This is a genomic window from Rhizobium sp. CBN3, assembly GCF_030518245.1.
Taxonomy (GTDB): domain Bacteria; phylum Pseudomonadota; class Alphaproteobacteria; order Rhizobiales; family Rhizobiaceae; genus Rhizobium; species Rhizobium aethiopicum_A.
In genome coordinates this window covers 1-22,430 of sequence record NZ_JAULSE010000008.1, presented here as the reverse complement: position 1 = coordinate 22,430, position 22,430 = coordinate 1, and the positions used below count along the sequence as shown (strand labels likewise).

24 protein-coding genes are annotated in these 22,430 nt (G+C 60.1%); 16 read left to right on the top strand and 8 right to left on the bottom strand.

The window, feature by feature from the left end; all coding sequences use genetic code 11:
- Positions 1 to 151 precede the first annotated feature (151 nt).
- The 5 genes from QWJ46_RS13990 to QWJ46_RS13970 form a co-directional block, all read right to left on the bottom strand.
- Positions 152 to 526, bottom strand: a complete 375-nt coding sequence (locus tag QWJ46_RS13990; RefSeq protein WP_184456549.1) for a hypothetical protein — start codon at positions 524 to 526, stop codon at positions 152 to 154.
- Between the two features lie 10 nt (positions 527 to 536).
- The gene (locus QWJ46_RS13985; protein WP_302751673.1) at positions 537 to 1,583 is read right to left on the bottom strand and encodes a flagellar hook-associated family protein; all 1,047 of its coding nucleotides are present in this window, start codon (positions 1,581 to 1,583) and stop codon (positions 537 to 539) included.
- Between the two features lie 2 nt (positions 1,584 to 1,585).
- Positions 1,586 to 3,046, bottom strand: a complete 1,461-nt coding sequence (gene flgK / locus QWJ46_RS13980) for a flagellar hook-associated protein FlgK (protein WP_302751672.1) — start codon at positions 3,044 to 3,046, stop codon at positions 1,586 to 1,588.
- 13 nt (positions 3,047 to 3,059) lie between these two features.
- On the bottom strand, positions 3,060 to 4,352 hold the full coding sequence (locus QWJ46_RS13975; protein ID WP_302751671.1) for a flagellar hook protein FlgE: 1,293 nt from the start codon (positions 4,350 to 4,352) through the stop codon (positions 3,060 to 3,062).
- A gap of 315 nt (positions 4,353 to 4,667) precedes the next feature.
- On the bottom strand, positions 4,668 to 5,531 hold the full coding sequence (locus QWJ46_RS13970) for an EF-hand domain-containing protein (protein ID WP_302751670.1): 864 nt from the start codon (positions 5,529 to 5,531) through the stop codon (positions 4,668 to 4,670).
- 162 nt (positions 5,532 to 5,693) lie between these two features.
- Here QWJ46_RS13970 and QWJ46_RS13965 point away from each other — a divergent pair, with 162 nt between their 5' ends.
- From QWJ46_RS13965 to QWJ46_RS13915, 11 genes are all read left to right on the top strand, one after another.
- Complete coding sequence (locus tag QWJ46_RS13965) at positions 5,694 to 6,341, top strand: TetR/AcrR family transcriptional regulator (protein ID WP_302751669.1); 648 nt, start codon at positions 5,694 to 5,696, stop codon at positions 6,339 to 6,341.
- Between the two features lie 209 nt (positions 6,342 to 6,550).
- The gene (locus QWJ46_RS13960) at positions 6,551 to 8,734 is read left to right on the top strand and encodes a DUF1217 domain-containing protein (RefSeq protein ID WP_302751667.1); all 2,184 of its coding nucleotides are present in this window, start codon (positions 6,551 to 6,553) and stop codon (positions 8,732 to 8,734) included.
- A 357-nt stretch (positions 8,735 to 9,091) separates the two neighbouring features.
- Positions 9,092 to 9,931: a transporter substrate-binding domain-containing protein gene (locus tag QWJ46_RS13955; protein ID WP_184456562.1), complete on the top strand. Its 840-nt coding sequence runs from the start codon at positions 9,092 to 9,094 to the stop codon at positions 9,929 to 9,931.
- 156 nt (positions 9,932 to 10,087) lie between these two features.
- A complete protein-coding gene (locus QWJ46_RS13950) occupies positions 10,088 to 10,750 on the top strand; it encodes an amino acid ABC transporter permease (protein ID WP_184456564.1) in 663 nt (220 codons plus the stop codon).
- A 5-nt stretch (positions 10,751 to 10,755) separates the two neighbouring features.
- Positions 10,756 to 11,415, top strand: a complete 660-nt coding sequence (locus QWJ46_RS13945; protein WP_184456566.1) for an amino acid ABC transporter permease — start codon at positions 10,756 to 10,758, stop codon at positions 11,413 to 11,415.
- Between the two features lie 12 nt (positions 11,416 to 11,427).
- On the top strand, positions 11,428 to 12,198 hold the full coding sequence (locus QWJ46_RS13940) for an amino acid ABC transporter ATP-binding protein (RefSeq protein ID WP_302751665.1): 771 nt from the start codon (positions 11,428 to 11,430) through the stop codon (positions 12,196 to 12,198).
- 226 nt (positions 12,199 to 12,424) lie between these two features.
- A complete protein-coding gene (locus QWJ46_RS13935; protein WP_302751664.1) occupies positions 12,425 to 13,174 on the top strand; it encodes a GntR family transcriptional regulator in 750 nt (249 codons plus the stop codon).
- A gap of 4 nt (positions 13,175 to 13,178) precedes the next feature.
- Entirely contained in the window at positions 13,179 to 13,964 is a 786-nt protein-coding gene (locus QWJ46_RS13930; protein WP_302751662.1) for a transporter substrate-binding domain-containing protein, read from the top strand.
- 76 nt (positions 13,965 to 14,040) lie between these two features.
- Positions 14,041 to 14,712 carry an amino acid ABC transporter permease gene (locus QWJ46_RS13925; RefSeq protein ID WP_302751660.1) on the top strand — a complete coding sequence of 224 codons (672 nt, stop codon included), beginning with the start codon at positions 14,041 to 14,043 and terminating at the stop codon, positions 14,710 to 14,712.
- Positions 14,709 to 15,368, top strand: a complete 660-nt coding sequence (locus QWJ46_RS13920; protein WP_184456575.1) for an amino acid ABC transporter permease — start codon at positions 14,709 to 14,711, stop codon at positions 15,366 to 15,368. Before QWJ46_RS13925 ends, QWJ46_RS13920 begins: the two co-directional genes overlap by 4 nt.
- Complete coding sequence (locus QWJ46_RS13915) at positions 15,346 to 16,071, top strand: amino acid ABC transporter ATP-binding protein (RefSeq protein ID WP_302751658.1); 726 nt, start codon at positions 15,346 to 15,348, stop codon at positions 16,069 to 16,071. Before QWJ46_RS13920 ends, QWJ46_RS13915 begins: the two co-directional genes overlap by 23 nt.
- 1 nt (position 16,072) lies before the next feature.
- Here the strand turns inward: QWJ46_RS13915 and QWJ46_RS13910 are convergent, their stop codons facing one another.
- The 3 genes from QWJ46_RS13910 to QWJ46_RS13900 form a co-directional block, all read right to left on the bottom strand.
- Positions 16,073 to 16,735: a metal-binding protein ZinT gene (locus tag QWJ46_RS13910; RefSeq protein WP_184456579.1), complete on the bottom strand. Its 663-nt coding sequence runs from the start codon at positions 16,733 to 16,735 to the stop codon at positions 16,073 to 16,075.
- 356 nt (positions 16,736 to 17,091) lie between these two features.
- Complete coding sequence (locus tag QWJ46_RS13905; RefSeq protein WP_184456581.1) at positions 17,092 to 17,826, bottom strand: PspA/IM30 family protein; 735 nt, start codon at positions 17,824 to 17,826, stop codon at positions 17,092 to 17,094.
- On the bottom strand, positions 17,823 to 18,269 hold the full coding sequence (locus QWJ46_RS13900) for a YjfI family protein (RefSeq protein WP_368046084.1): 447 nt from the start codon (positions 18,267 to 18,269) through the stop codon (positions 17,823 to 17,825). The genes QWJ46_RS13905 and QWJ46_RS13900 overlap by 4 nt, the downstream gene beginning before the upstream one ends.
- Positions 18,270 to 18,373: 104 nt before the next feature.
- Here QWJ46_RS13900 and QWJ46_RS13895 point away from each other — a divergent pair, with 104 nt between their 5' ends.
- From QWJ46_RS13895 to QWJ46_RS13875, 5 genes are read left to right on the top strand one after another with little or no spacing between them, the layout of a single operon-like run.
- Positions 18,374 to 19,429 (top strand): ion channel, encoded by a 1,056-nt coding sequence (locus tag QWJ46_RS13895; RefSeq protein ID WP_184456585.1) that lies wholly within the window; start codon positions 18,374 to 18,376, stop codon positions 19,427 to 19,429.
- Positions 19,426 to 20,085 carry a DUF2491 family protein gene (locus tag QWJ46_RS13890; protein WP_184456587.1) on the top strand — a complete coding sequence of 220 codons (660 nt, stop codon included), beginning with the start codon at positions 19,426 to 19,428 and terminating at the stop codon, positions 20,083 to 20,085. Before QWJ46_RS13895 ends, QWJ46_RS13890 begins: the two co-directional genes overlap by 4 nt.
- A gap of 33 nt (positions 20,086 to 20,118) precedes the next feature.
- Positions 20,119 to 20,520, top strand: coding sequence for a DUF350 domain-containing protein (locus QWJ46_RS13885; protein WP_085781593.1), 402 nt, complete (start codon positions 20,119 to 20,121; stop codon positions 20,518 to 20,520).
- 11 nt (positions 20,521 to 20,531) lie between these two features.
- The gene (locus QWJ46_RS13880; RefSeq protein WP_184456589.1) at positions 20,532 to 21,134 is read left to right on the top strand and encodes a DUF1190 domain-containing protein; all 603 of its coding nucleotides are present in this window, start codon (positions 20,532 to 20,534) and stop codon (positions 21,132 to 21,134) included.
- 1 nt (position 21,135) lies between these two features.
- Positions 21,136 to 22,293, top strand: coding sequence for a glutathionylspermidine synthase family protein (locus QWJ46_RS13875; protein WP_184456591.1), 1,158 nt, complete (start codon positions 21,136 to 21,138; stop codon positions 22,291 to 22,293).
- The last annotated feature ends 137 nt before the right edge of the window (positions 22,294 to 22,430 follow it).

The window sequence follows — 22,430 nt, the reverse complement described above, 5'->3', positions numbered from 1 at the left end:
TGCCGGCAGACTTCGATAGCCGCCTTCACTCTCCTATGACAAAGTCCGGAATGCCGCAACGGACTAGCCCATGCAAGATCGGCCTACGCCGTACTTCCTGCCAACCTGGCCGCGATCGTGCCGCCATAGGGAAGATGTTTCGCGCCTTCTGTCAATGCGTTACCGGATGGGGCTCGGGCGAGAGCACCGCCCCGTGGCTCCAGTCGATCAGCCGGTCGATCCGCGCAATCTTGTGGAAAACCTCGAAGACGTCGAATGCCGCACCCTTTTCGATATGGCCTGCCAGCAGCTCGCAAAGCTCGAATATTTCAGGCGGCGTGGTGGTCATTTCGACGCCGTCATCGGTGAAGACACCTGATCGCGGCCACGCCCGCACCTGCTGCTCGTCGAGCTTGCAACCGACGAATGGGATCGTATCGATGATGCCGGAGGCAAGCGCGAAGGCTGCTTCCGCCACGATTTCGGAGCAGGACGTGTTTGGCTCGTTTCTTAAGGCCGGTATCTGCGGCCGCTTGAGTTCGCGCATTTTCAATCCGTCAGAGATAGTTGACCAGGCTGAGATTCTGGAGTTTCGAGACGAGCGTGTAGGCGGCTTCCAGCTGTGTCTGCAGCTGGTTGACGAGCGTCGAAGCCTCATAGGTGTCGACCCCCTGCAGGTCGACGAGCTTTCCTTGCAGCAGGCTCGACTGGGCGTCGAGCGCGTCGTTTGCCTTTTCGAGCCGCTCCTGTGAGAGGCCGAGCTCGCTCTGCTGCGTCACGATGCCCGAAGTCGCCTGGGCCGCATAGCCTATCGCCTTGGATGCGACGGTGCTCTGCGCGTCCGAGCTCAGATCCTGGCCGAAGAGGGCGGAGACGACGACGGAGGCAAGTGCCAGGTAACGCATGCCTTCGGAATTGGCGTTGGTCGAGGAGGTGATGGTTTCCGATGCGCTGATCCGGCTGGTCATGTCGGTACTGGATGCGCTCGACCAGCCGCTCGAAGCGTCCGTCCAGCTGCTTTCAGAGAACATCGGCTCGACAGTATCGGTGATGAAGCTGCCGATTTCCTCGCCCGTCAGCTCGTTGACGTTTTTTCCGAGACCGGTTGCATAATCGGTGAGCGCCGTGACGATCGTATCCGAGACTGCGGACGACTGGTCGGTCAGGGGCTGGCTGTCGAGGTTCGTTCCGCCGAACAGGAACTCGCCGTTGACCGAGGTGTTGGCCGTCGAGATCAGCTGCGAAATTGTGGAACTGGCCGATTGCAGGGCAACAGCGATGCTCGTCGTATCCTGGCTTGCCTGAAGCGCGGTCAGGTTGGAGACCAGGCTGTCGCCGGCATCCTTGAGGCTGGAAAGAGCGGTTTGCGACGCTTCCATGCGCAGCGCGACGACGGAATTGCTCGTCTTGAACGAGGCGGCCTGGGCGATCGCGCTGGTGAGATTGATCGATTTTGCGGCGCCGCTTCCGAGGGAGACGCCGATATCGGCGTAAGTTCCTGTGGTCGCCTCCGTCGAGGCCTGCTGCAGCTTGTTCTGGGACTGGCTGATGGTGAGCCGCAAAACATTCTGCATCGCCGATGATGAGACAAAAGATGCTTTCATGACTAGCTCGCTATGTCGAGGAGCGACTGGAACATCTCGTCAATGACGTTCAGGATCTTCGTCGCTGCCTTGTAGGATTGTTCGATGTCGAGAAGGAGCGTCAGCTCCTCGTCGAGATTGACGCCGGCTTCGTTGGAATAGGCTTCATCGGAGCGAGACAGTGCGGCGGCCGTGGTTTCGGAGGCCGACGTCGCATCGCTTCGATATTGTTCGAGCCAGCCGATGGAGGCGCTGGCATAGTCCGTCAGGCTTTGCGTTGTGGAGAGACCGGCGTCGGCGGAGAACGAGCGTTGTTCCGTCAGCGCCTGATAGAGGGCGTCGAGATTATCGGAAAAACCGCTATCTCCGGAGGTGTTGAGATTGGTGATGCCGCTGATCGTTCCGTCGCGCAGCTTGGTCGCATCGCCGCCTTCGCTCGTGACGACGGCAAGACTGACCGAGATGGTGGAGGCAATCCCGGTAATATCATCGGTATCAGACGGTGTTTCTCCCGTTGTCCCCGATGCCGTCGTCCAGGTAAAAAGTCCCGGCGCGCTCGTGCTGCCGTCGGTTTCCGAGAAGACCTGGACGAGGGCCTTGGCGATCTGGTCGAGCTGGTCCTGGAAGGTCGGGGCGATCTCGTCGCGGAGCTGCAGCAGCGCCTGCAGGCTGCCCGAGGCACTCGTCGTCGAACCCTCGCCGGCATCGAGCGCCACGCCGTCGATATAGATGGCATTGCCCTCGGTTCCGGCGACATAAGTTGCCGTCGACGCGAATGTGACGGTGCGCGGTATGGTCTCGAACAGCACGGTGCCGTCCGAGGTATAGAGCGCCATGTCGTTATTGTCGCGCACGACGGAGGTGACGCCGACGATCGAGGAGATCTGCTTCAGGAGCTTCTCGCGCTCGTCGAGCGCCGAGGATGTATCTGCGCCGGTCGATGTCGCGAGCTTAACCGCGTTGTTGGCCGCCTCGAACTGTGACAGCAGCGTATTCAGCGTAGAGACCTGCGTGGCGATCTCCGCATCCGCCTCGGCCCTGATCGACTGGACGCCGTCGCTCGCGGTATTCAGCGAATTGGCGAGATCCTGCGCGGCGGTGACGGCCGATTGCGCCGCGGTCGTGTTGCTCGGCGAGGTCGCATATGTCTGGAGCGCCTCCTGGAAGGCCGCCAGATAGGTGCTCGGCGATGTCTCGTAGTCATTGCCGCCCATCAGAGACTGCAGGCTCTCGAGGCCGGTCACGAGCGTCTGCTGGGCGCTGTCCTTGGCGTTGGATTGCAGGTACTGGGCGAGCAGCGCAGTTTCCTGCGCCCGGCTGATGCTGACGACCTGAGCGCCGGAAAGAGACGTCGTGATCGACGCCTCCCGCCTGACATAGTCGGAATTTCCGACATTGGCGATGTTGGTCGAGACGACGCTGCTCTGCTGGCCGGTATTGTTGAAGATACTCTGCACGCTGTTCAAGGCTGACGTGAGCGACATCCAGACGTTCCCTCTATCGCTTCAGGTTGACGAGGACATCCATGATGTCGGAGCCGGTCTGAAACACCTTCGAATTGGCGGTGTAGCTGCGCTGCGCCTCGATCATCTCCGTCAATTCGCCGGCGAGATCGACATTCGAGCTTTCGAGCGCGCCGGACTGGATGGAGCCGAGCCCGTTCGTCTGCGGAAAGCCGGTGACGGTGACGCCGGACATGCCGTTGGCGGTGTAGACGTTGCCGCTGAGCAGGGTCAGGTTGTCGGGGCTTGCGACCGTCGCGAGAGGGATCTGGTAGAGGGATTTCGTCGTGCCGTTGGCATAGGAGACCGACACCACGCCGTCCGTGCCGATCGAGACTGAGCTCACCGCGCTTGCGGCCTGGCCGTCGGCGGAACCTGTCGCCGAGAAGTCGGAGGCAAGCTGGGTGAAGTCCGAATAGTCCATGGTGATCGTCTTTGCCGTCACCGGATCGACGATGTCGGTGTCGGTCGCAGACGTCAGCTGGCCGTCGGCGTCGAAGGAGAGTGTCGCGACGCTGACCGCGCTGGAGGAGTAGGGGAAGGAGGTCGTGCCGCCGGTCGCGGCATCGGCATTGCGATACACCGCGACTTCCCACGTGCTGCCGGTGACCGCGCCGCTCACATCGGTCGTGACACCCGTCTTGGTGAAGTAATAGTCGTACTGGACGGTGGCGCCGAGGCTGTCATAGGCAACCAGCGACATCTTCTGCGTATCGTCCGTGACGCCTGACGTGTTGGCGCTCGGCAGCGTCGTCGTATCGGTGACGACGGTCGCCTCGGAATTCAGGTTGCCGCTGAAATAGGCGCTCGTCGAAGCGATCGCGCTCAGGCCAGATTGGGATACGTTGACCGGCACCAGCCCGTCGAAGCCGTTGACGACAACCGCCGGAACGCCTGAATCATAGGAATATCCCATCAGCGTGTAGCCGGCGCTGTTGACGAGATTGCCGTCGCTGTCGACCGAGAAGTCGCCGGCCCTGGTCAGCACCGGCGTGCCGTCGGCGCTTTCGACGATGAAGAACCCGTCTCCCGAAATCGCGAGATCGTATTCGGAGGTCGTGTAGGAAATGTCGCCCTGCTCAGAAATCGCCTGGCGTACGGATGTCTGGACGCCGCCGGAATTGTAATTGCCCGAGGAAGAGGGCAGGACCAGCGACGAAAAGGAGGTGGAAACGGCCTTGTAGCCGACGGTGTCGGCATTGGCGATGTTGTCGGAAACCGTGCTCAGCCGGTTTGCCTGCGCGCTCATGCCGGAGACGGCGGTTTTCATGCTTCCAAAAATGCTCATGGCTCGATCCTTAAAGGTTTGGGAACATGCCATGTGACGACAGGCTTCCAGGGCCCGGATTGCGGGCGCAAGACATCGTCAGGCGCCGGGCATAGGCCGGCTCCGGTCGATGATCTGATTGTCTGGACTGACCCCGTGATGGCTCTCGTCGCGTCGGTTCATCCGAGCGTGTGACATCGTGCGCCTGATACCGCGCACCATTCGAGTAATAAGAAGCGGCCCGGCCGAAGGCTCTGCCGGCTCAACTGCCGGGCCGCTTCACACCGTCGCCATTGCAGTCCTCCAGAAACCGCATGGCGACGACTGCTTGCCGCGTCAGGCCGCAAACTTTGTGGACAGTAAGCCCGTGCTTGAGGTGTCGAGCAGATCGAAGAGCTGGCTTGCCTGGCTTTCAGTGACATCGTCAGGCTTGCCGGACATGAATTCGTCGAGGCTCACCACCCCATCGCCATTCGTATCGAGATCGGAAAGCAGGGAGGCGAACTGGTCTTCGTCCTCGGACGGCGGCGGTCCTTGGGGACGTTCCGACTGTTGGGCGGACATGGCCTCGGTCAGCGCATCGACCGACAGCGAACCTGCGCCCTCACTGTCAAAGCTGTCGAATAGCGTTCCTGCCTGATCTTCGCTGACATCGGACGGACGGCCTGCGACGAATTCGGCCTTGCTGACGAGTCCGTCGCCGTCGGTATCGAGATCGGAGAGCATGGACGTCAGCTGATCATCGTCGCCTGGCGGGGGCGGGCCATCGGGACGTTCCGACCGCTGAGCGGACATCGCCTCGGCGAGTGCATCGACCGACAGCGAACCGGCGCCTTCGCTGTCAAAGCTGTCGAACAGCGTTCCGGCCTGATCCTCGTTGACATCGGACGGCCGGGCCGCGACGAACTCGGCCTTGCTCACATAGCCGTCGCCGTCGGTATCCAGATCAGCAACATCCATGCCTGTGTCGCCGTCCCCTTCGCCGGTGGCGCCGGACTGGCCGAAACGGTTCATTGCCAGCGTCATCAACTGGGCCATCAGTTTGTCGGCACTGCTGGACGAGTCGTCGTCGAGCTGCCCGCTTGTGGTTGATTTTTTCGCTGAAACCGTACTACAGGATAGGATGTCCTGGGATGCGGATGTCGAGCTCTTGCTATAGGAATAGGAAGAGACTGACGTGGCGGCCGAAATGGTCGTCATAAGCGCTCCATCGCTAGAGGGTGGGGATGCAACGCATTACAGAACTTATGAGTTCTCTAAATCGAAATTGCTAATGCCACAACCGAAAAAATCATCCCTCAGAAATAACAGGCTGCTTTTCAGGATTGTCGGCATGCGTTTCGGCATGGCGGTCTGATCGTCATGGATATTGTCGACGAGCCCGCAGACGAGCCGCGCAGAAGAGGCCGGCCGAAAGTCTCCAGCGACGAAGATAAGCGCACGCATATCGTCGAAGTCGCCCGCCGCGTTTTCGTAAAATACGGCTATGCCGGAAGCACGACCGCGGTCGTCGCTTCGGAGGCGGGTGTTTCCAAGCAGACGCTCTACAAGCTGTTTCAGAGCAAGGAAGAGCTGTTTGCCGCCGTCGTCGGCGCGCATCGGCGGCTGATGCTCGACCTGCCGAGGCCTGCCGAAGGGATTCCGATCGCCGAGAGCCTCGAACGTATCTTCATGATCGACATGGATGAGGAGACGGATGCGGAACGCGCCGGCTTCCTGCAGCTTGTCTTTCGCGAAGCCGCGCAGTTTCCCGAGCTTATCGACATTCTCCAGCGCGAAGGCATACTCGCCAGCCGGCAGCATCTCGCCGACTGGCTAAGCGATCGCCGGGCGGAAGGCAGGCTGTCGCTGGACGATCCGGAGAGCGGCGCCCGAATGCTGATGGATATGATCTTTGGCGGCATGGGCCCGCCGGAAGGCCGCGTGCAAGCCTGGCCCGACCGGGCCCTGATGCTTGCCCATCTTAACCGCTGCATCGCGATCTTCGCCGCCGGCGTGGGGGCCGCTTGAACTGGTGGTGGAGATCCCTCCATTTCAAGCTTCCAATTCCCGATTGAATAATTTATAGAACTATAGGGTTCCATTAAGTCGATTCGGCCACATGTAAGTGGCTGTGCTTCGCCATGACCGGCGACGACATTCCCGTAAAGACGAAAAATTCCACCGTGGCGGCCGGCAGGCTTTCGCGCGCGTTGACGCGTCTATGAAGAGGACGGACGTTGGTTTCCACCTATGTAAGCTATCTCGCGGTCGCGCGGAATCTGAACGCCAGTCTCTCCAGCGTGGCTTCACAGGCAACGGTTGCTCGCGACAGCGCCTATTACAAGGAAAACATCGACAAGGTCACCACCGTCGATGAATTCATGAGCGATTACAAGCTCTATTCCTACGCCATGAAGGCCTACGGCCTCGAAGACATGACCTATGCCAAAGCCTTCATGAAGAAGGTACTGGAGAGCGACCTCAGCGATTCATCGAGCTTCGCCAACAGCTTGAGCGACGGTCGTTATGCCGAGTTCGCCGCCGCCTTCAAATTCTCCGGCGAGACGAAGACGGCGCAATCGGATGCGCAGCGGGACAGCCTGCTCGATGCTTACGAAGACTCCTTCGATACCGAAGCCGAGAACATCGAGGATGAGACCGATTATTTCGAGGAGAATATCTCGTCGATCACATCGGTCGACGATTTGCTGTCGAGTTCGCGGCTGAAGAACTATGTGCTGACGGCTTTCGGCCTCAGCACCGAATATACTTCGACTAGCTTTCTGAAGAATGTTCTGACGAGCGATCTCGACGACTCCGAGAGTTTCGTCAACCAGCTCGACGACGATGTCTATGTCAGCCTGGCAAAGGCCTTCAATTTCAGCGAGGACGGCTCGGTCGACGGCGAGGTGATGTCGGAAGACCAGCTATCGCTGGTGACAAGCGCTTATGCCGTGGCCTCGTCGACGATCGCTTCCACGGAGACCGGGGAGGCTTATGATACTTATTTCGCTGCTCAGATCGGAAACATCACCTCCGTCGATCAATTAATGAGCGACGAGAAGCTGGTGTCCTATCTCAGAACGGCCTACGGTCTTTCCGACACCGAAACAGACAACTTCATTTCCGCGGCCCTGAAAAGCGCCGACACCGCCGACGCGATTGGCTTGTCCGACCTGCACGACGCCTTCAATTTCGATGAGGACGGCGCGCTTGCCGACGGCGACACGGCCCAGACGTCAGAACAGACGGCCGCGACCACGGCGGCCTTCGATGAAAACTACCAGGTGCTGATCGCAAACACCGACACGGAAGATGCGGTCGACAATTATACGACGCGCATTGCCAGCGTCACCTCGATCGACGATTTCCTGGTGTCGAACGGCGATGATGACGATGACGACAACGACGATCTTCCTGAATTATGGGAGATGGCGCTGCGGGCATTTGGCATAGACTCCGGCGAGGTCTCGAAAAGCGAAGTCCGGAAGATCCTCGAAAGTGATCCCAGCGATCCGAAGAGCTATGTCAACAGCTTGCAGGATGATCGGTTCGAGGCGTTTCGCAATGCCTTCAACTTCGACAGCGAAGGCGATGTGAATGTCCCGCTGCAGGCGATGTCGGAATCCGTCGTCGACGACTATGCCGCCTATTACAAGCAGAACAAGATCCGATATCTCGAAGGCGACGAACTCACCGAGGCGACCGACGCCGCGGACGAGGAGATCACCTATTTCCGCGACCAGATGGCGACGATCACCTCTGCCAGCGAGTTTCTCGCCGACGACCGGCTGGTTGCCTTTGCGCTCGAGGCGAAGGGCTTGGATCCGGAGGACGTCACGTCGGAAGATCTGGAGAAGATGTTTTCCTCCGACCTCGACGACGAGGACAGCTACGTCAACAAGCTCGAAGACAACCGCTTCGCCGAACTGGTCGGCTCGTTCAATTTTGACCAGGACGGAAATATCTCGGCCGATCCCAGCGGGGCGGTGCAGCAGCGCGGCGACGTCTTGGAAACGGTCGACGCCTATGTCAGGCTGACGCTCGAGGATGATCAGGGTGACAGCAACACCGGCGTGCGCCTCGCACTCTATTTCGAACGCAAGGCGCCTGAAATTTCGAGTGCCTATGACATTTTGGGCGACAGCGCGCTGTTCGAATTTTTCACCACGAGCTTCAACCTGTCCAGCTATGTCTCGAATATGGACGTCGACAAGCAGGCCGAGATGATCGAGAATTTCATCGACATCAAGGACCTCGCCGATCCGGACAAGGTCGCCGATCTGATCAAGCGCTTTACCGCCATGTACGACATGGTCAACGGCACCGGCACCACATCGACGGCGCTTTCCATCCTGACCGGCTCGGCGACGATCAGCGCCGATACGCTGCTTGCGATGGCACAATTGAAAAGCGGCTGAGTCGCTTCTCCGGCGGGTAACGCCCCTTCAAAAAAGAGACCGCGTGGCTAAATCCATCAAGGCCCTGTGAATGTTCGTGTGCACGCCGGTCTGCGCGGCGATGACGCCTGTTGCGGTGCCTGAAGGTCTTCCGCTTCCTATATCCTGCCGCCAGAGGCTGTCGGCGCTGCTGCGAGCGCTACCGAAAACCAACCGGAAAATGCTGCGCTGCCAAAAAAATCGCCAAGCACTCTGCTGCGCGTTTTTTCGGCATGCCCCATTGACAATTCACCGCCGATGGCACTTGATATCGAAATCCAATAAAACAGACAGATGTCCAGTATATTGGATCATCGAAACATCTACAAGGGGAACGCCATGATCATTTCCTTTCGCGCCGGCCTGATGTCGCTGGCCGTCGCCGCCCTGGTGTCGACGCCTGTGCTCGCCGAGGGCAGCAAGCTCGACGAAGTGCTGGCCCGCGGCCATCTCGTGCTCGGCACAGGCAGCACCAATGCGCCCTGGCACTTCAAGAGCGCGGACGACAAGCTTCAGGGCTTCGATGTCGATATGGGCCACATCGTCGCCAAGGCTCTGTTCGGCGATCCGGATAAGATCGAATATGTCAACCAGTCGTCGGACGCCCGCATTCCGAACATCACCACCGATAAGGTCGATATCACCTGCCAGTTCATGACTGTTACGGGCGAACGCGCCCAGCAGGTTGCCTTCACCATTCCCTATTATCGTGAGGGCGTCGGCCTGATGCTCAAGGCGGACGGAAAATATGCCGATTATGCCGCCCTGAAGGCTGCCGGCTCCTCGGTCACCATCTCGGTTCTCCAGAACGTCTATGCCGAAGCTATGGTGCACGCCGCATTGCCGGAGGCGACCGTCGACCAGTATGAATCCGTCGACCTGATCTATCAGGCGCTGGAGTCGGGGCGCGCCGATGCCGCCGCCACGGACCAGTCGTCGCTCGCCTGGTACATGACGCAGAACCAGGGCCGCTACAAGGACGCCGGCTACGGCTGGAACCCACAGACCTATGCCTGCGCCGTCAAGCGCGGTGATCAGGATTGGCTGAACTTCGTCAACACCGCTCTTCACGAAGCGATGACCGGTGTCGACTTCGACTTTTACGCCAAATCCTACAAGACCTGGTTCGGCAAAGATCTGACGCCGCCGCAGATCGGTTTTCCGGTCGAATTCAAGTAACCGCCATGCGGGGCGGGAGTTTAATCCCGCTCCGCTGGAACGGAATGATTTAGGTCTGGTCGGCCTATCTTCCGGTTCTGAAGTGAATGGTTAGAGGATGACGCCGTTCGAACCGCTTGCACGTTCGGCATCATGCTCCGGTCTGAAAGGACCCGCATGGGTTACACGCTGAATTTCGCTGCCGTCTGGCGCAATTTCGACTTTCTCTTAAGCGGACTTGCTCTCAGCCTCGGCCTTGCCGTGATCTCGATCCTGATCGGGGCCGCAATCGGCCTTATCGTGGCTTTCGCGCTGACGTCGAGGAGCCGCTTCGCGCTCGCGCCGGCGCGCGTCTACGTCACCGTCATTCGCAATCTGCCGATTCTCGTCCTGGTGCTTTTCGCCTTTTTCGCGCTGCCGCAGATGGGCTTGCGCCTCGACAAGATGAAGAGCTTCGTGCTGGTTCTCTCGCTCTATTCCGGCGCCTATCTGGCCGAGGTGTTCCGCGCCGGACTGCTGTCGATCCCGAGAGGACTGACGGAAGCCGGGCTCGCCATCGGCCTGACGGCAATGCAGATCCGCAGCTCGATCATCGCCCCGCTGATGCTGCGCAACGTGCTGCCATCGCTCTCCTCGACGATCATCTCGCTCTTCAAGGACACCTCGCTCGCCGCCGCGATCGCCGTGCCAGAGCTGACCTTTGCCGCCCGCAAGATCAATGTCGAGAGCTTCCGCGTCATAGAAACATGGCTGGTTACATCAGCCCTCTATGTCGCGACCTGTTTCCTCATCGCCGCCTTGATGCGCCTCATTGAGCGCCGTCTGGCCCTGCCGAGATAGTTCCGATGTCTCACACCTTTCTCGAACAACTCTGGATCGCCCGCTACGTCATCATGAACGGCATGGCCATGACCGTGTCGATCTCGCTGCTGGCCATTCTCGCCGGCTCCGTTCTCGGCGTTTTTGTCGGCCTGGCACTGGTTTACGGCGGCATTGTCTTACGTCTCCTCGTGCGTGCCTATACGGATATCATCCGCGGCACACCGGTGCTCGTGCTCGTGCTGGCAAGCTATTACGTCTCCGCCGCGGTCGGTCTCGATCTCGGACCGTTCTCCGCTGGCGTCCTCGCCCTTGCCATCTTCTGCTCTTCCCATGTCGGCGAAATCGTGCGCGGCGCGCTTCAGGCGATCCCGAAGGGTCAGACCGAAGCCGCCAAGGCGATCGGCCTAACCTTTACCCAGACGTTCACCTCGGTGCTGTGGCCGCAGGCCATGCGCCAGTGTCTGCCGGCCTGGGTGAATACGGCGGCTGAGATGGTGAAGGCCTCGACGCTGCTCTCCGTCATCGGCGTCGCGGAGCTTCTCCTGCGCACGCAAGAGATCATTTCCCGCAATTTCATGAGCCTCCAGTTCTATTTTCTGGCCGGCGGTCTCTATTTCATCGTCAACTACGGCATCGAGCACTTCGGCAAATATGTCGAGCGCAAGACCGCCCTGCCGTCCTGAGGAGACTTCCCGATGGCCAAGACCATTCTCGACATCAAGGGTCTGCGCAAGACTTACGGTGTCCACGAAGTTCTCAAGGGCGTCGATTGCGCCGTGCAGGAAGGCGAGGTCATCTCCATCATCGGCTCGTCCGGCTCCGGCAAGACCACCTTGCTGCGCTGCGTCAACATGCTCGAGGAATTCCAGGGCGGCACGATCAGACTCGACGGCGAGGAGATCGGCTATCACGTCGACGGCGCGACGCGGCGGCGCAAGAGCGAGAAGGAGATTGCGCGCCAGCGCGCGCTGACCGGCATGGCTTTTCAGCAGTTCAATCTCTTCCCGCATATGAGTGCTGCCGAAAACGTCATGCTCGGCCTCGTCAAGGTGAAGAAGATGACGAAGCCGGACGCCCGCATCATTGCTGAAAAATGGCTCGACCGGGTCGGCCTCGCCGCCCGCGCCAGCCATTATCCCGGACAGCTCTCCGGCGGCCAGCAGCAGCGTGTCGCAATTGCCCGCGCCATCGCCATGTCGCCGCGGCTGATGCTGTTCGATGAGGTGACCTCCGCGCTCGACCCGGAACTGGTGGGCGAAGTGCTGCAGGTGATCAAGGGGCTTGCCGCCGATGGCATGACCATGCTGCTCGTCACCCATGAGATGCGTTTCGCCTACGAGGTTTCGTCCCGCGTGATCTTCATGAACCAGGGCATCATCTGCGAGGAGGGCGATCCCAAGGAAATGTTCGTGCGCCCGAAGACCGAACGGTTGGCGGAATTTCTCAAAACCTCCAGCTTCAACTAAAAAGGCGATGGCGGGCTCGCCCCGTCAGATCGCCGGCGTCGCCTCAAGTCGGGCGGGGTCTTGAGCGGCGGCATCGGCCAGAGGGCCAATGTCGGGGGAGGGAGAGCGCCTGCACAATTTACGTTCAGTCTGCATTCCCGGCAGGCAAATTTTCCACCAAAAATCCGGGGCGGTTTGAAAAGCCTGAGCGCGGGGTTTTTGGCACGGGCTTTGCTTCCTGTCTTGTATGCAAGAGAGCCACACATCCGAGACCGCGCAGAAATCCATTGAGGCAACGATCGTCTCCGGGATCCTTTCTGCCAAGATCCGGCCGGGCACGCGGCTTGGCGAAAATCAGCTGGCGGCGCTCTTCGGCGTGTCGCGAACCCGTGTTCGTGAAGCGATGATGCGTCTGGAGACGCGCGGCATCGTGCATGTCAGCCCCCGGCGCGGCTGGTTCGTCGTCGAGCCGTCCGCTGAGGATGCGATCGCCGTCTACGAGGCGAGGCGTGTCGTCGAGGCGGGATTGCTGCGCAGCATGGCCGTGCTGACAGAGGAGGGATGCAAGGCTCTCGCTACCCATCTGAACGAGGAGCGGAACGCGATGGCGGCGGGCGACCGCCAGCGCCTGACCTATTTGATGGGCGATTTCCATATCCGCATCGCGGAATTGAGCGGCAACACCATCATCGCTGACATCCTGCGCGACCTGACCGCGAGGACGATCCTCATTTCGATGCTCTATCAATCCGAATTTCATGCGGCGCAGTCGCACGAGGGGCACTGCCGTATTTTCCAAGCCATGCAGACAGGTGATTTCGTCAGAGCTGCGCAGCTCTCCGTCGAACATCTTGATGAAGTGGAAATGGGCCTCGACCTCACCACGCGCCCGGATCCCCTTTCGGATCTGCGCAGTTCGCTGTCGCTTCCGCCCAGGACCGCGTCCTCCATTTCCCAGCAGCCACACCCAAAAATCACACCTTCAAAGGAGCAATGAACACATGCTGACAAGACGAATCTTCTTCGCAATCGCAGCCCTGGCCGCGACTTTCAGCTTCAACTCGCCGTCTCACGCCGATGCGCTCGCCGACATCACGGCGCGCGGTACGCTGCGTGTCGCAGTCCCGCAAGATTTCCCGCCTTTCGGCAGCGTCGGTACCGATATGGCGCCGATGGGCTACGATATCGACATGGCCAATCTCATTGCCGAAAAGCTTGGAGTCAAAGCCGAGCTCGTGCCGGTCACGAGTGCCAACCGCGTCCCCTATCTGCAGACGAACAAGGTCGATCTCGTCATATCGAGCCTCGGCAAGAACCCGGAGCGCGAAAAGGTGATCGATTTCTCGGTCGCCTATGCGCCCTTCTTCAACGGCGTGTTCGGGCCGGCCGATCTTTCGGTCGCCAAGGCGGAAGATCTCGCCGGCAAGAGCATCGGCGTCACGCGCGGCGCCGTCGAGGATCTCGAGCTGACGAAGATCGCCCCCGCCGATGCGACGATCAAACGTTATGAGGACAATAACGGCACTATCTCGGCCTTCCTCTCCGGTCAGGTCGACATCATCGCCACCGGCAACGTCGTGGCGGCTGCGATTCTCGCCAAAAATCCTCCCAAACGCCCTGAACTGAAGTTCCTCATCAAGAACTCGCCCTGCTACATCGGCCTCAACAAGGAACAGTCCGCGCTTCTGGAGAAGGTGAACGGCATCGTCGCCGCCGCCAAAGCCGATGGCAGCTTGAATGCCATTTCGCAAAAGTGGCTCGGCGCCGGTCTGCCGTCCGACCTGTAAGGAAACCGGGTCTCGCGCATATCATCCCGCCTCCGCGGGATGACATGCCCTCCGTCACCGCAAGAGGGGACATTCCTTGAGCTACCATTTCGAATTCGGCTGGCTGCTTCAACATTATCCCGAGATCATCAAGGGTGTGCTGATCACTCTGGAGCTTATCGCGATCGGCGGTGTGCTCGGCATTTCGCTCGGCATCGTCTGCGCCTGGGTGCGGGCGCTCGGCCGGGTCTGGCTGAAGCCGGTCATTGCGGCCTATGTGGAACTGATCCGCAACACCCCGTTCCTGATCCAGCTTTTCTTCATCTTTTTTGGCCTGCCGTCGCTCGGCCTCCACCTTTCCGAATTGACAGCCGCCAACCTTGCGATGGTCGTCAACCTTGGCGCCTATAGCTGCGAGATTATCCGCGCCGGCATCCAGGCAACGCCGAAAGGCCAGTTCGAGGCCGGCGAGAGCCTCGCCATGACGCGCTTCGAGACCTTCCGCCACGTCGTGCTCGTACCGTCGCTGCAGCGCATCTGGCCGGCGCTGTCGTCGCAGGTGGTCATCGTCATGCTCGGCTCGGCGGTCGTATCGCAGATTGCCGCCGAGGATCTGACCTTCGCCGCGAATTTCATCCAATCGCGAACCTTCCGAGCCTTCGAGGCCTACATCGTCTCGACATCAATCTATCTCGCGCTGGCGATCCTGCTGCGGCAGGTGCTGGGCCTGATCGGCTGGTTCATTTTCCCGAGGAGAGCAGCACGATGATCACGTTCACGCTCTGGGACATTCTGCGCAACCTGCTGCTCGCCACCCGCTGGACGATCCTTCTTTCGCTCGTCTCGTTCGTCGGCGGCAGCCTGGTCGGCCTGGGCCTGCTGTTCCTGCGTATCAGCAGGCGCAAGGCCGGCCGGGCATTCGCGAAATATTACATCGAGCTCTTCCAGGGTACGCCGCTGCTGATGCAGCTCTTCATCGCCTTTTTTGGTCTCGGCCTCTTTGGAATAGACGTCCCGGCCTGGCTTGCCGCGGGATTGGCGCTGATCCTATGGAGCGCCGCCTTTCTCACCGAGATCTGGCGCGGCTGCGTCGAAGCGGTTGCGAAGGGGCAATGGGAAGCCTCCGCCAGCCTCGGCATGGGCCGTCTGCAGCAGATGCGCTACGTCATCCTTCCGCAGGCGCTGAGGATCGCCATACCGCCGACCGTTGGTTTCTCCGTTCAGATCATCAAGGGCACGGCGCTGACCTCGATCATCGGCTTCGTCGAATTGTCGAAGGCCGGCACCGTGGTCACCAATGCCACCTTCCAGCCCTTCACCGTCTACGGGCTTGTCGCGCTCATCTATTTCGCCCTTTGCTGGCCCTTGTCGAAAAGCAGCCAGATCCTGGAGAGAAAACTCAATGTCGCTCATCGAAATCACTGACGTCCGCAAGAGCTACGGATCCAACGAGGTACTGAAAGGCATCAACCTCAATGTGGAAGCCGGCGAGGTCATCGCCATTATCGGCAAGAGCGGTTCGGGCAAATCGACCCTGCTTCGCTGCATCAACGGTCTTGAGACCATCACCAGCGGTTCCATCTCCGTGGCCGGCGCACAGCTTCTCGATGACGAAGTCCATCTGAAGGCGCTGCGCCTCAAGGTCGGCATGATCTTTCAGCAATTCAATCTTTTTCCGCATCTGACCGCCGGCGGCAACGTCATGCTGTCGCAAACGGTGGTCAAAAAGACACCCAAGGCCGAAGCGGAAGCGACCGCCCGCAGGATGCTGGAGCGGGTAGGTCTGGGCCACAGGTTCGATGCCTATCCCGACGAGCTCTCGGGCGGACAGCAGCAGCGCGTCGCCATCGCCCGCGCGCTCGCCATGCAGCCAACCGCCCTTCTTTGCGACGAGATTACTTCGGCGCTCGATCCGGAACTGGTCGCCGAAGTTCTGGCCGTCGTGCGTGAACTTGCCGCCGAGGGAATGACGCTGCTGATGGTCACGCACGAGATGAGGTTCGCCCGCGACGTCTGCAGCCGCGTCGTTTTCATGCATCAGGGCCGTGTCCATGAAGCCGGCCGGCCGGAGGATGTCTTCGCCGATCCGCAGACTGCCGAGTTGAAGCAGTTCCTCGGGGTCAACTAGTTCAGTGGCTCAGCATCTCCTCGGCGATCTGTTTCCCACTCAGGCTCGCGGGGTAATAGGTCGGCCAGTTGGTGACCTCGTTCAGTAGCGCGGCGCGGTCATTGCCCCAATAGAGATGATAGTGATCCGCCTTCTCCGGGGCGACGATGTGGTCGCTGAACTGGATGAACCGAGGTGCGGCGTCATCGCCGGCGCTTTTCCTGAAGATGAAACGAACCCCTCGATTACCCTTCTTGTAGGTGAGGATTTCGTGCCCATCCGTCTCGTAGTCTCCGCTGACGGAGTCCTTGCCGCGGAAAAAGGTAACCTTCTTTCCGTTGATGACGATGCGGTCGACGTCGGTCTTGTATCCCGTGTCGTAGTAGGCGCGATTTTCCCCGGCGCTCTTGTCGCCATGTTTCGCCTTGTCGGCCATCACCGGATCCAAGGTTCCATCGACAAGATAGGGGTAGACGGACTGCCAATCGCCTTCCCAGTCCGACAGTTTACGCGCCTTTACCTGATCGTCATCGAAATACCCATGATACACCGACCCCTGTTGATCGTGGGAATGGCTGTGGCTGTGATTGTTTCCCGAAGATGTCTCAGCGCCTGCCATTCCTGCAAATGTTAATGTTGCGGCTACAGCCAGTGCGTATCTGAGTGTTGTGATCGCCTTGTTCATTCACTGAAACCCTTTTGATTGGCTGGCACGACTCGCGCCCGGTTTGTGATGTAATAACATTACAAACGCCAATTAGCGTGCTTTGACGGCAAGCGCAAGGCGAAAACCGCTGATGCGCGTTGCACCCAAGTTGATTGGGAGGCGCCCGCTGCAAGGGCTCCGATTCAACCTGCATCAGTGCCCAAATCCAGGATCGTGCTGGCGTCGCGCGGTCGGCGCACACGCTTAGCCGGCAACCCCTGACCGGATCACCGGCAGCGCCGTACATTCTTCGACTTGCTCGGACTGCAACGTCAGAGTTCGACGTGCGGCCGCTCTGTCTTCGATCTCTCGACGGGCGGCCGCTCCGGCAATGGTCAGTTCTTGTTGCCGGGGGGCGGGGGGAGCAAGACGGGCTCGGCCGAGTGCTTTGGTGCCATCAGCTGTGCAAGGATGTCGTCGGCCGATTCACTCGAACCGCCAATGCCGGCCTCGCGCAGCTGACGATCGAGATCGCTGCCGTTTTCCAGCGCTGCCAATTCCGCGCCGGCCTCGATGCGCCCGGCCGTCATTTCCTGGCGCTTCTTGATACGTTCGAGGCTTTGGACGGCGCTGCCGAGACGGGTATTGATGCCCGACTGGTTATGGGCAATCGCCGACTGGGCGCGCAGCAGCGACTCGTTGGCTTTGACATTCTCCACCTCCCGTTTCATCTGAGCGATCCGCGATTCGGTTTCCTGGATCGTGCGCAGCATCTGCTGCTGGCGGGGCAGCAGCCGATCGAGCTCTTCCTGGTCTCGCTGCGTTTCGGCGCGAATGGTGGCAATGCGCTGCGCGAGACCCTGCGCAAGATCCGTGCGGCCCGCAGAGATCGCCGCGCGAGCGCTGTCGGTGTCCTTGGCTTCCTTCGTGCGGTTTTCTTCAAGCCGGCGCATGACGCTCTTGTTCGATGCCATGATGCCGGCCAGATCGGATCGCGCCCGGCGCAGCGACTGTTCGGCATCGCGGATTTCCTGGTCGAGAATGCGCATCGACTGGCTGTCGGCGGCCGCTTCCGCTGCCTCGTTGATGCCGCCGCGAATGGCGGTGAAAATCTTTCCCCAGGTGCTCACGCTGCAATCTCCCCGCTTTTCCATTCTTCAATCATATGTGCCGCGTCGACCGCATTGGCAGCTAGAATGGCGACTTCCTCGACAACGGTCTCGGCCGACGAGCGTGCCGACAGCGAGCCGAACAATTCATACCATTCATCACCGTCAATCGTGGTGATGCCGAAGCTCGACAGCGGCACGAACTTGTGCGTCTTGAGAACCATCCGTTCGAAGGCCTCCCGCTTGGGCACCTCCTTGCATGGCACCAGGACAACACTGACAAGAATATCGCGTTCTCCGCTCACCGCGACGAAGACGTCGAGATCGCCTCTTTCCTTGAGGGTTACGCAGATGACGTCCCCGTGTTCGGGCACGGCTACATCCACATCCCCTAGCGCTTCCGGGTCGGCCGCGAACAGGCGTGTTAAAGTGGTAAGGCTCCAGGTCTCCAAAAAGTCCTCCATCGGTTAGAGCGTCGCGAATATCTGGGTAATCGGTTTACAACTTAAAGGTCTGGCGCGCGAAATAAATTTCGGTAGGGTAGGGGGCAGCAACGGGGGCGAATCGCTTGCCATTTATCGCTTCATTACTGCGGCGTGTATATCTGTCGCTTGGCGAATTGGCGTGGTCAGCCCTTGTTATTATCCTCGTTGTGCATCTGGTTGCTTCCTATCTGCTCTTTATGCTGGCCGGCGAAGGTGATCTCGTCGGCAATCCGGTCGACTTTCTTTACTATTACATGGTTACGGCAACGACTGTCGGTTATGGCGATCTTTCCCCAAAATCGGGCCTCGGCCGGATCATTACTGTCCTGGTCGTTCTGCCAGGCGGCATCGCCATCTTTACCGCTGTTCTTGGCAAGTTGTTGACAGCGATCGGTACGATCTGGAGAAATCGCATGCGCGGATTGGGTGACTACAGCGAACGCACCGGCCATATCGTCGTTTTGGGTTGGCAAGACGGCCAGACGTACCAGACGTTGCGGCTGCTGCACTCCGAACGGCATGCCAACGAACCGATGACGGTTCTGGTCGCCAAGGATCTGCCGGAAAATCCCGCCAGCAATTATGCTGACTATGTCCGCACGGAACGGCTTGCCGATGCCGACGCTTTGCTGCGGGCCGGAGTGGCCCAGGCGCGGGCAGTCATCGCCCGCGGCGCAAATGACGATGAAACACTGGCCGCGGTGCTGATTGCCGAGGATCATGCGCCCAAAGCCCATATCGTCGCCTATTTCGCCGACGACCGCACAGCACAGATGGTCAAGCAGCGTCGGCCGCGTGTCGAGGCGGTGGGTTCGCTCGCCGAGGAGCTTCTGTCGCGTTCCGCACGTGATCCGGGTTCTTCGGAAATCGCCGCACGGCTGTTGTCGGCTGCCTCCACCGACACGGCCTTTTCCGTGGCGGTGCCGGCCTTGCACACGCCGCTCTCCTATGGCGACATGTTTTTAAGCCTCAAGCGTCGGCATCATGTGACGCTCGTCGGCATGCTGAGCCACGGCGTAACGGACCTTAATTGCCGGGACGAGACGCTGATGCGGGGCGGCGAGACGCTTTACTACATCAGCGAAATTCGGCTAGATCCCGCTGCCATCGCCTGGGCTCGAATGGGAGACGTGACATGATCGGCTGGTTCGGCGGAAACAAGAACGAGGGGGCCTTACCCGAAGAGCTCGGCCCCTTGAGTGCGGCCATCGGCGGGGCGCTCGAGATCGATTTCCTCTCGCTCGAAGCCGATGCTTTGGGCGGCGAGCCGGCCATGCCGCTGCCGCGAAGCGGGCCGTTCATCATTGCCGGCTACGGGGAGGTTTCGCTCGATGCCGCGACCGTTCTGTCGCGCTACTACGATGAAGAGAACCGGATGATTCAGGTGATGTCGGCGTCGGGCAAGCCGGGTGAGGCGATCGACGACATCAGCTTTTATCAGCCTTGGGACAGCGTTGTCCCCGCCGGCCAGAGCGAATGGAACCGCTGGACCGGGCCGGCTGGCCTGATCGGCCAGCCATCCTATGATGCCGACGGGATCCTCTATAACCGGTTCTGGGGCGACGGCCCGGAACGGGCGCAACTGGTGGAATTTGTCGAGAGGGTCAGTGATGGTGAAACGCAGCGCTCCATCCACCAGACCTGCATGCTGTATTACCGCCCGCTTGGCTCGACGCGGGAAATGCTTCTGATCAATGTCGAGCGCGACCTCGATCTCGGCCAGGCCCAGGCGGGCAGCTCGGTGGAATTTCTGATCGGTTATGGATTGGCTGCGGCCGACGTTCGTCGCGTCTGAGGGATCTGTCAATTTCAACGGAGGACATTTTCGATGCTCGACTACGTGGCGGGCCTGCCTGCTTTCCTTGGTTATTTCGCCATCGGGCTCGCCGCCTACGGCGTTTTCGCGGTGATCTACACCTGGTTGACGCCGCAACAGGAGGTCCAATTGATCCGGGCGGGCAATCTTGCGGCCGTCACCGCGTTCTTGGGCGCGCTTGTCGGTTTCAGCCTGCCTCTGGCTTCTGCCGCAGCCAATTCCGTCAGCGTCGTCGATTACGTCATATGGGCAGTGATCGGCACTCTGGCGCAGATCCTCGCTTTCTACATCGCGAACTTCACGATGAAAGACCTGCATGAAAAGATCACTGCCGGTGAAATCGCGGCGGGCATATGGGGCGGTGGAATCGCGCTCGTCGTCGGTATTCTCAACGCCGCCTGCATGACCTATTGAGGGAGGGAAAGATGCGCAGACGCATGAGCGGGCACAGGCGACCTTTCCTGGCCCTTGGCACCATCGCTGCCTCGACCCTGGCGCTGTCCGGCTGCGGCGAGGAGGCTCCTTCGGATATAATGTTCACCTCCGTCGACCAATGCGTGGCGGCGGGCATGGATCGGCAGGTCTGCCAGGCCAGTTATCAGGATGCGATGCGCGCCCATCTCGCTACCGCGCCACGTTTCAACGGCATGGCCGCCTGCGAGGCCGAATACGGTGCTGGCCAGTGCACGGAACAGCCGGCCAACACTGTCCCCAACAATAGCGGCGCAAGCGGCAGCTTCTTCGTGCCGTTCCTGGCCGGCTACGTGCTGTCTTCGGCACTCAACAACATTGGCGATTATTACGATTATCGCCGGCGCCAGGAGGAAATCGGCTACTATTACGGCTCGACACCGATCTATCGCAATCGCTCGGGGCAGACGGTCACAACCACCGTTCGCTCGGGTGGCACGCGCATCGACAGCGTGACCGCGCCCTCGCGCCAGAGTGTCAAGCCGGTCAACGTCAATACCCGCACCGTGGCCCGGCAGGGCTTCGGAGGCCGTTCGTCCTTCAGTTTCGGCGGCTGACATGAAGCGCATCACGCTCCCGGCGCGTCCTGACTGGCGTGACAAGGCGCAGGCCGTCGGCTTCGGATTTCACGTCATGTATGGCGAGCCCTACTGGCTCGACGATGCCGCCTATACGTTCACGCTCGAGGAGATCGAGAAGCAGATCGAGGAGCCGAGCCAGGAACTGCATGATATGTGCATGGATCTGGTCGGCGAGATCGTCAGCAGTGAAGAGGCGCTCGACAGGCTGGCCATTCCGGAGGACCTGCGCGATGTGGTGCAGCGGTCCTGGGAGCGCCGCGACCGGCACCTCTACGGCCGGTTCGATCTTGCATATGATGGCAGTGGCCCGGCCAAGCTACTCGAATACAACGCCGATACCCCGACCTCGGTGTTCGAGACGGCCTATTTCCAGTTCAACTGGCTGACCGATCAGATCGCTTTGGGTGTTCTCCCCAAAGATGCGGACCAGTATAATTTCCTGCAGGAGAGTCTTGTCGAGGCGTTCGATCAATTTCCCAAGGAGTCGATCTTCCATTTCGCCGCGATAACCGACAATGAGGAGGATCGCGGCACGACGGTCTACCTCATGGACTGTGCGGTGCAGGCGGGCCATCGCGTCGAGCTGCTGGACATTCGGGAGATCGGTATCGATGCGCAAGGCCGCTACACCGACCTCAAGGATCGGGTGATCGACCGCTGCTTCAAGCTGTACCCATGGGAATTCATGTTGCGCGAGCCTTTCGCCCGCGAACTCGCCCGTTCGGGCGATGTTTTCGTCGAACCGGCCTGGAAGGCCGTGCTCTCCAACAAAGGGCTTCTGCCGCTGCTCTGGCAGCGCCACCCCAATCACCCCAACCTGCTGCCGAGTTATTTCACCGATGATCCGGCGGCTTCGGCCTTGACCGACTACGTGCGCAAACCACTGTTGTCGCGCGAGGGCGAGAACGTCACGATTTTTCGAGACGGGCGGGAAGCGTTTTCCGCACCGGGCGATTACGGCGACGAAGGTTTTGTCATCCAGGCCTATGCCCCGCTTTTCGAAAGCGATAACGGCTTTGCTGTGCTCGGCAGCTGGGTTGCCGGTGATCGCGCCTGCGGTCTTGCCGTTCGCGAAGACCGCTCGCGTATAACGGCCAATCTATCCCGTTTCGTTCCGCACGTTATAATGGAATGACAATTAATAATTCCCGTACTGCGTGCATGTCAAAGCTGATTAGGAATGCGACTCTGCCAACCGATTAGAAATGCGACGCTGGCACTGACGCTCAGCCCCCGATCCGACCGGCTGAGCCGGGTTGCAAGGGAGGAGCG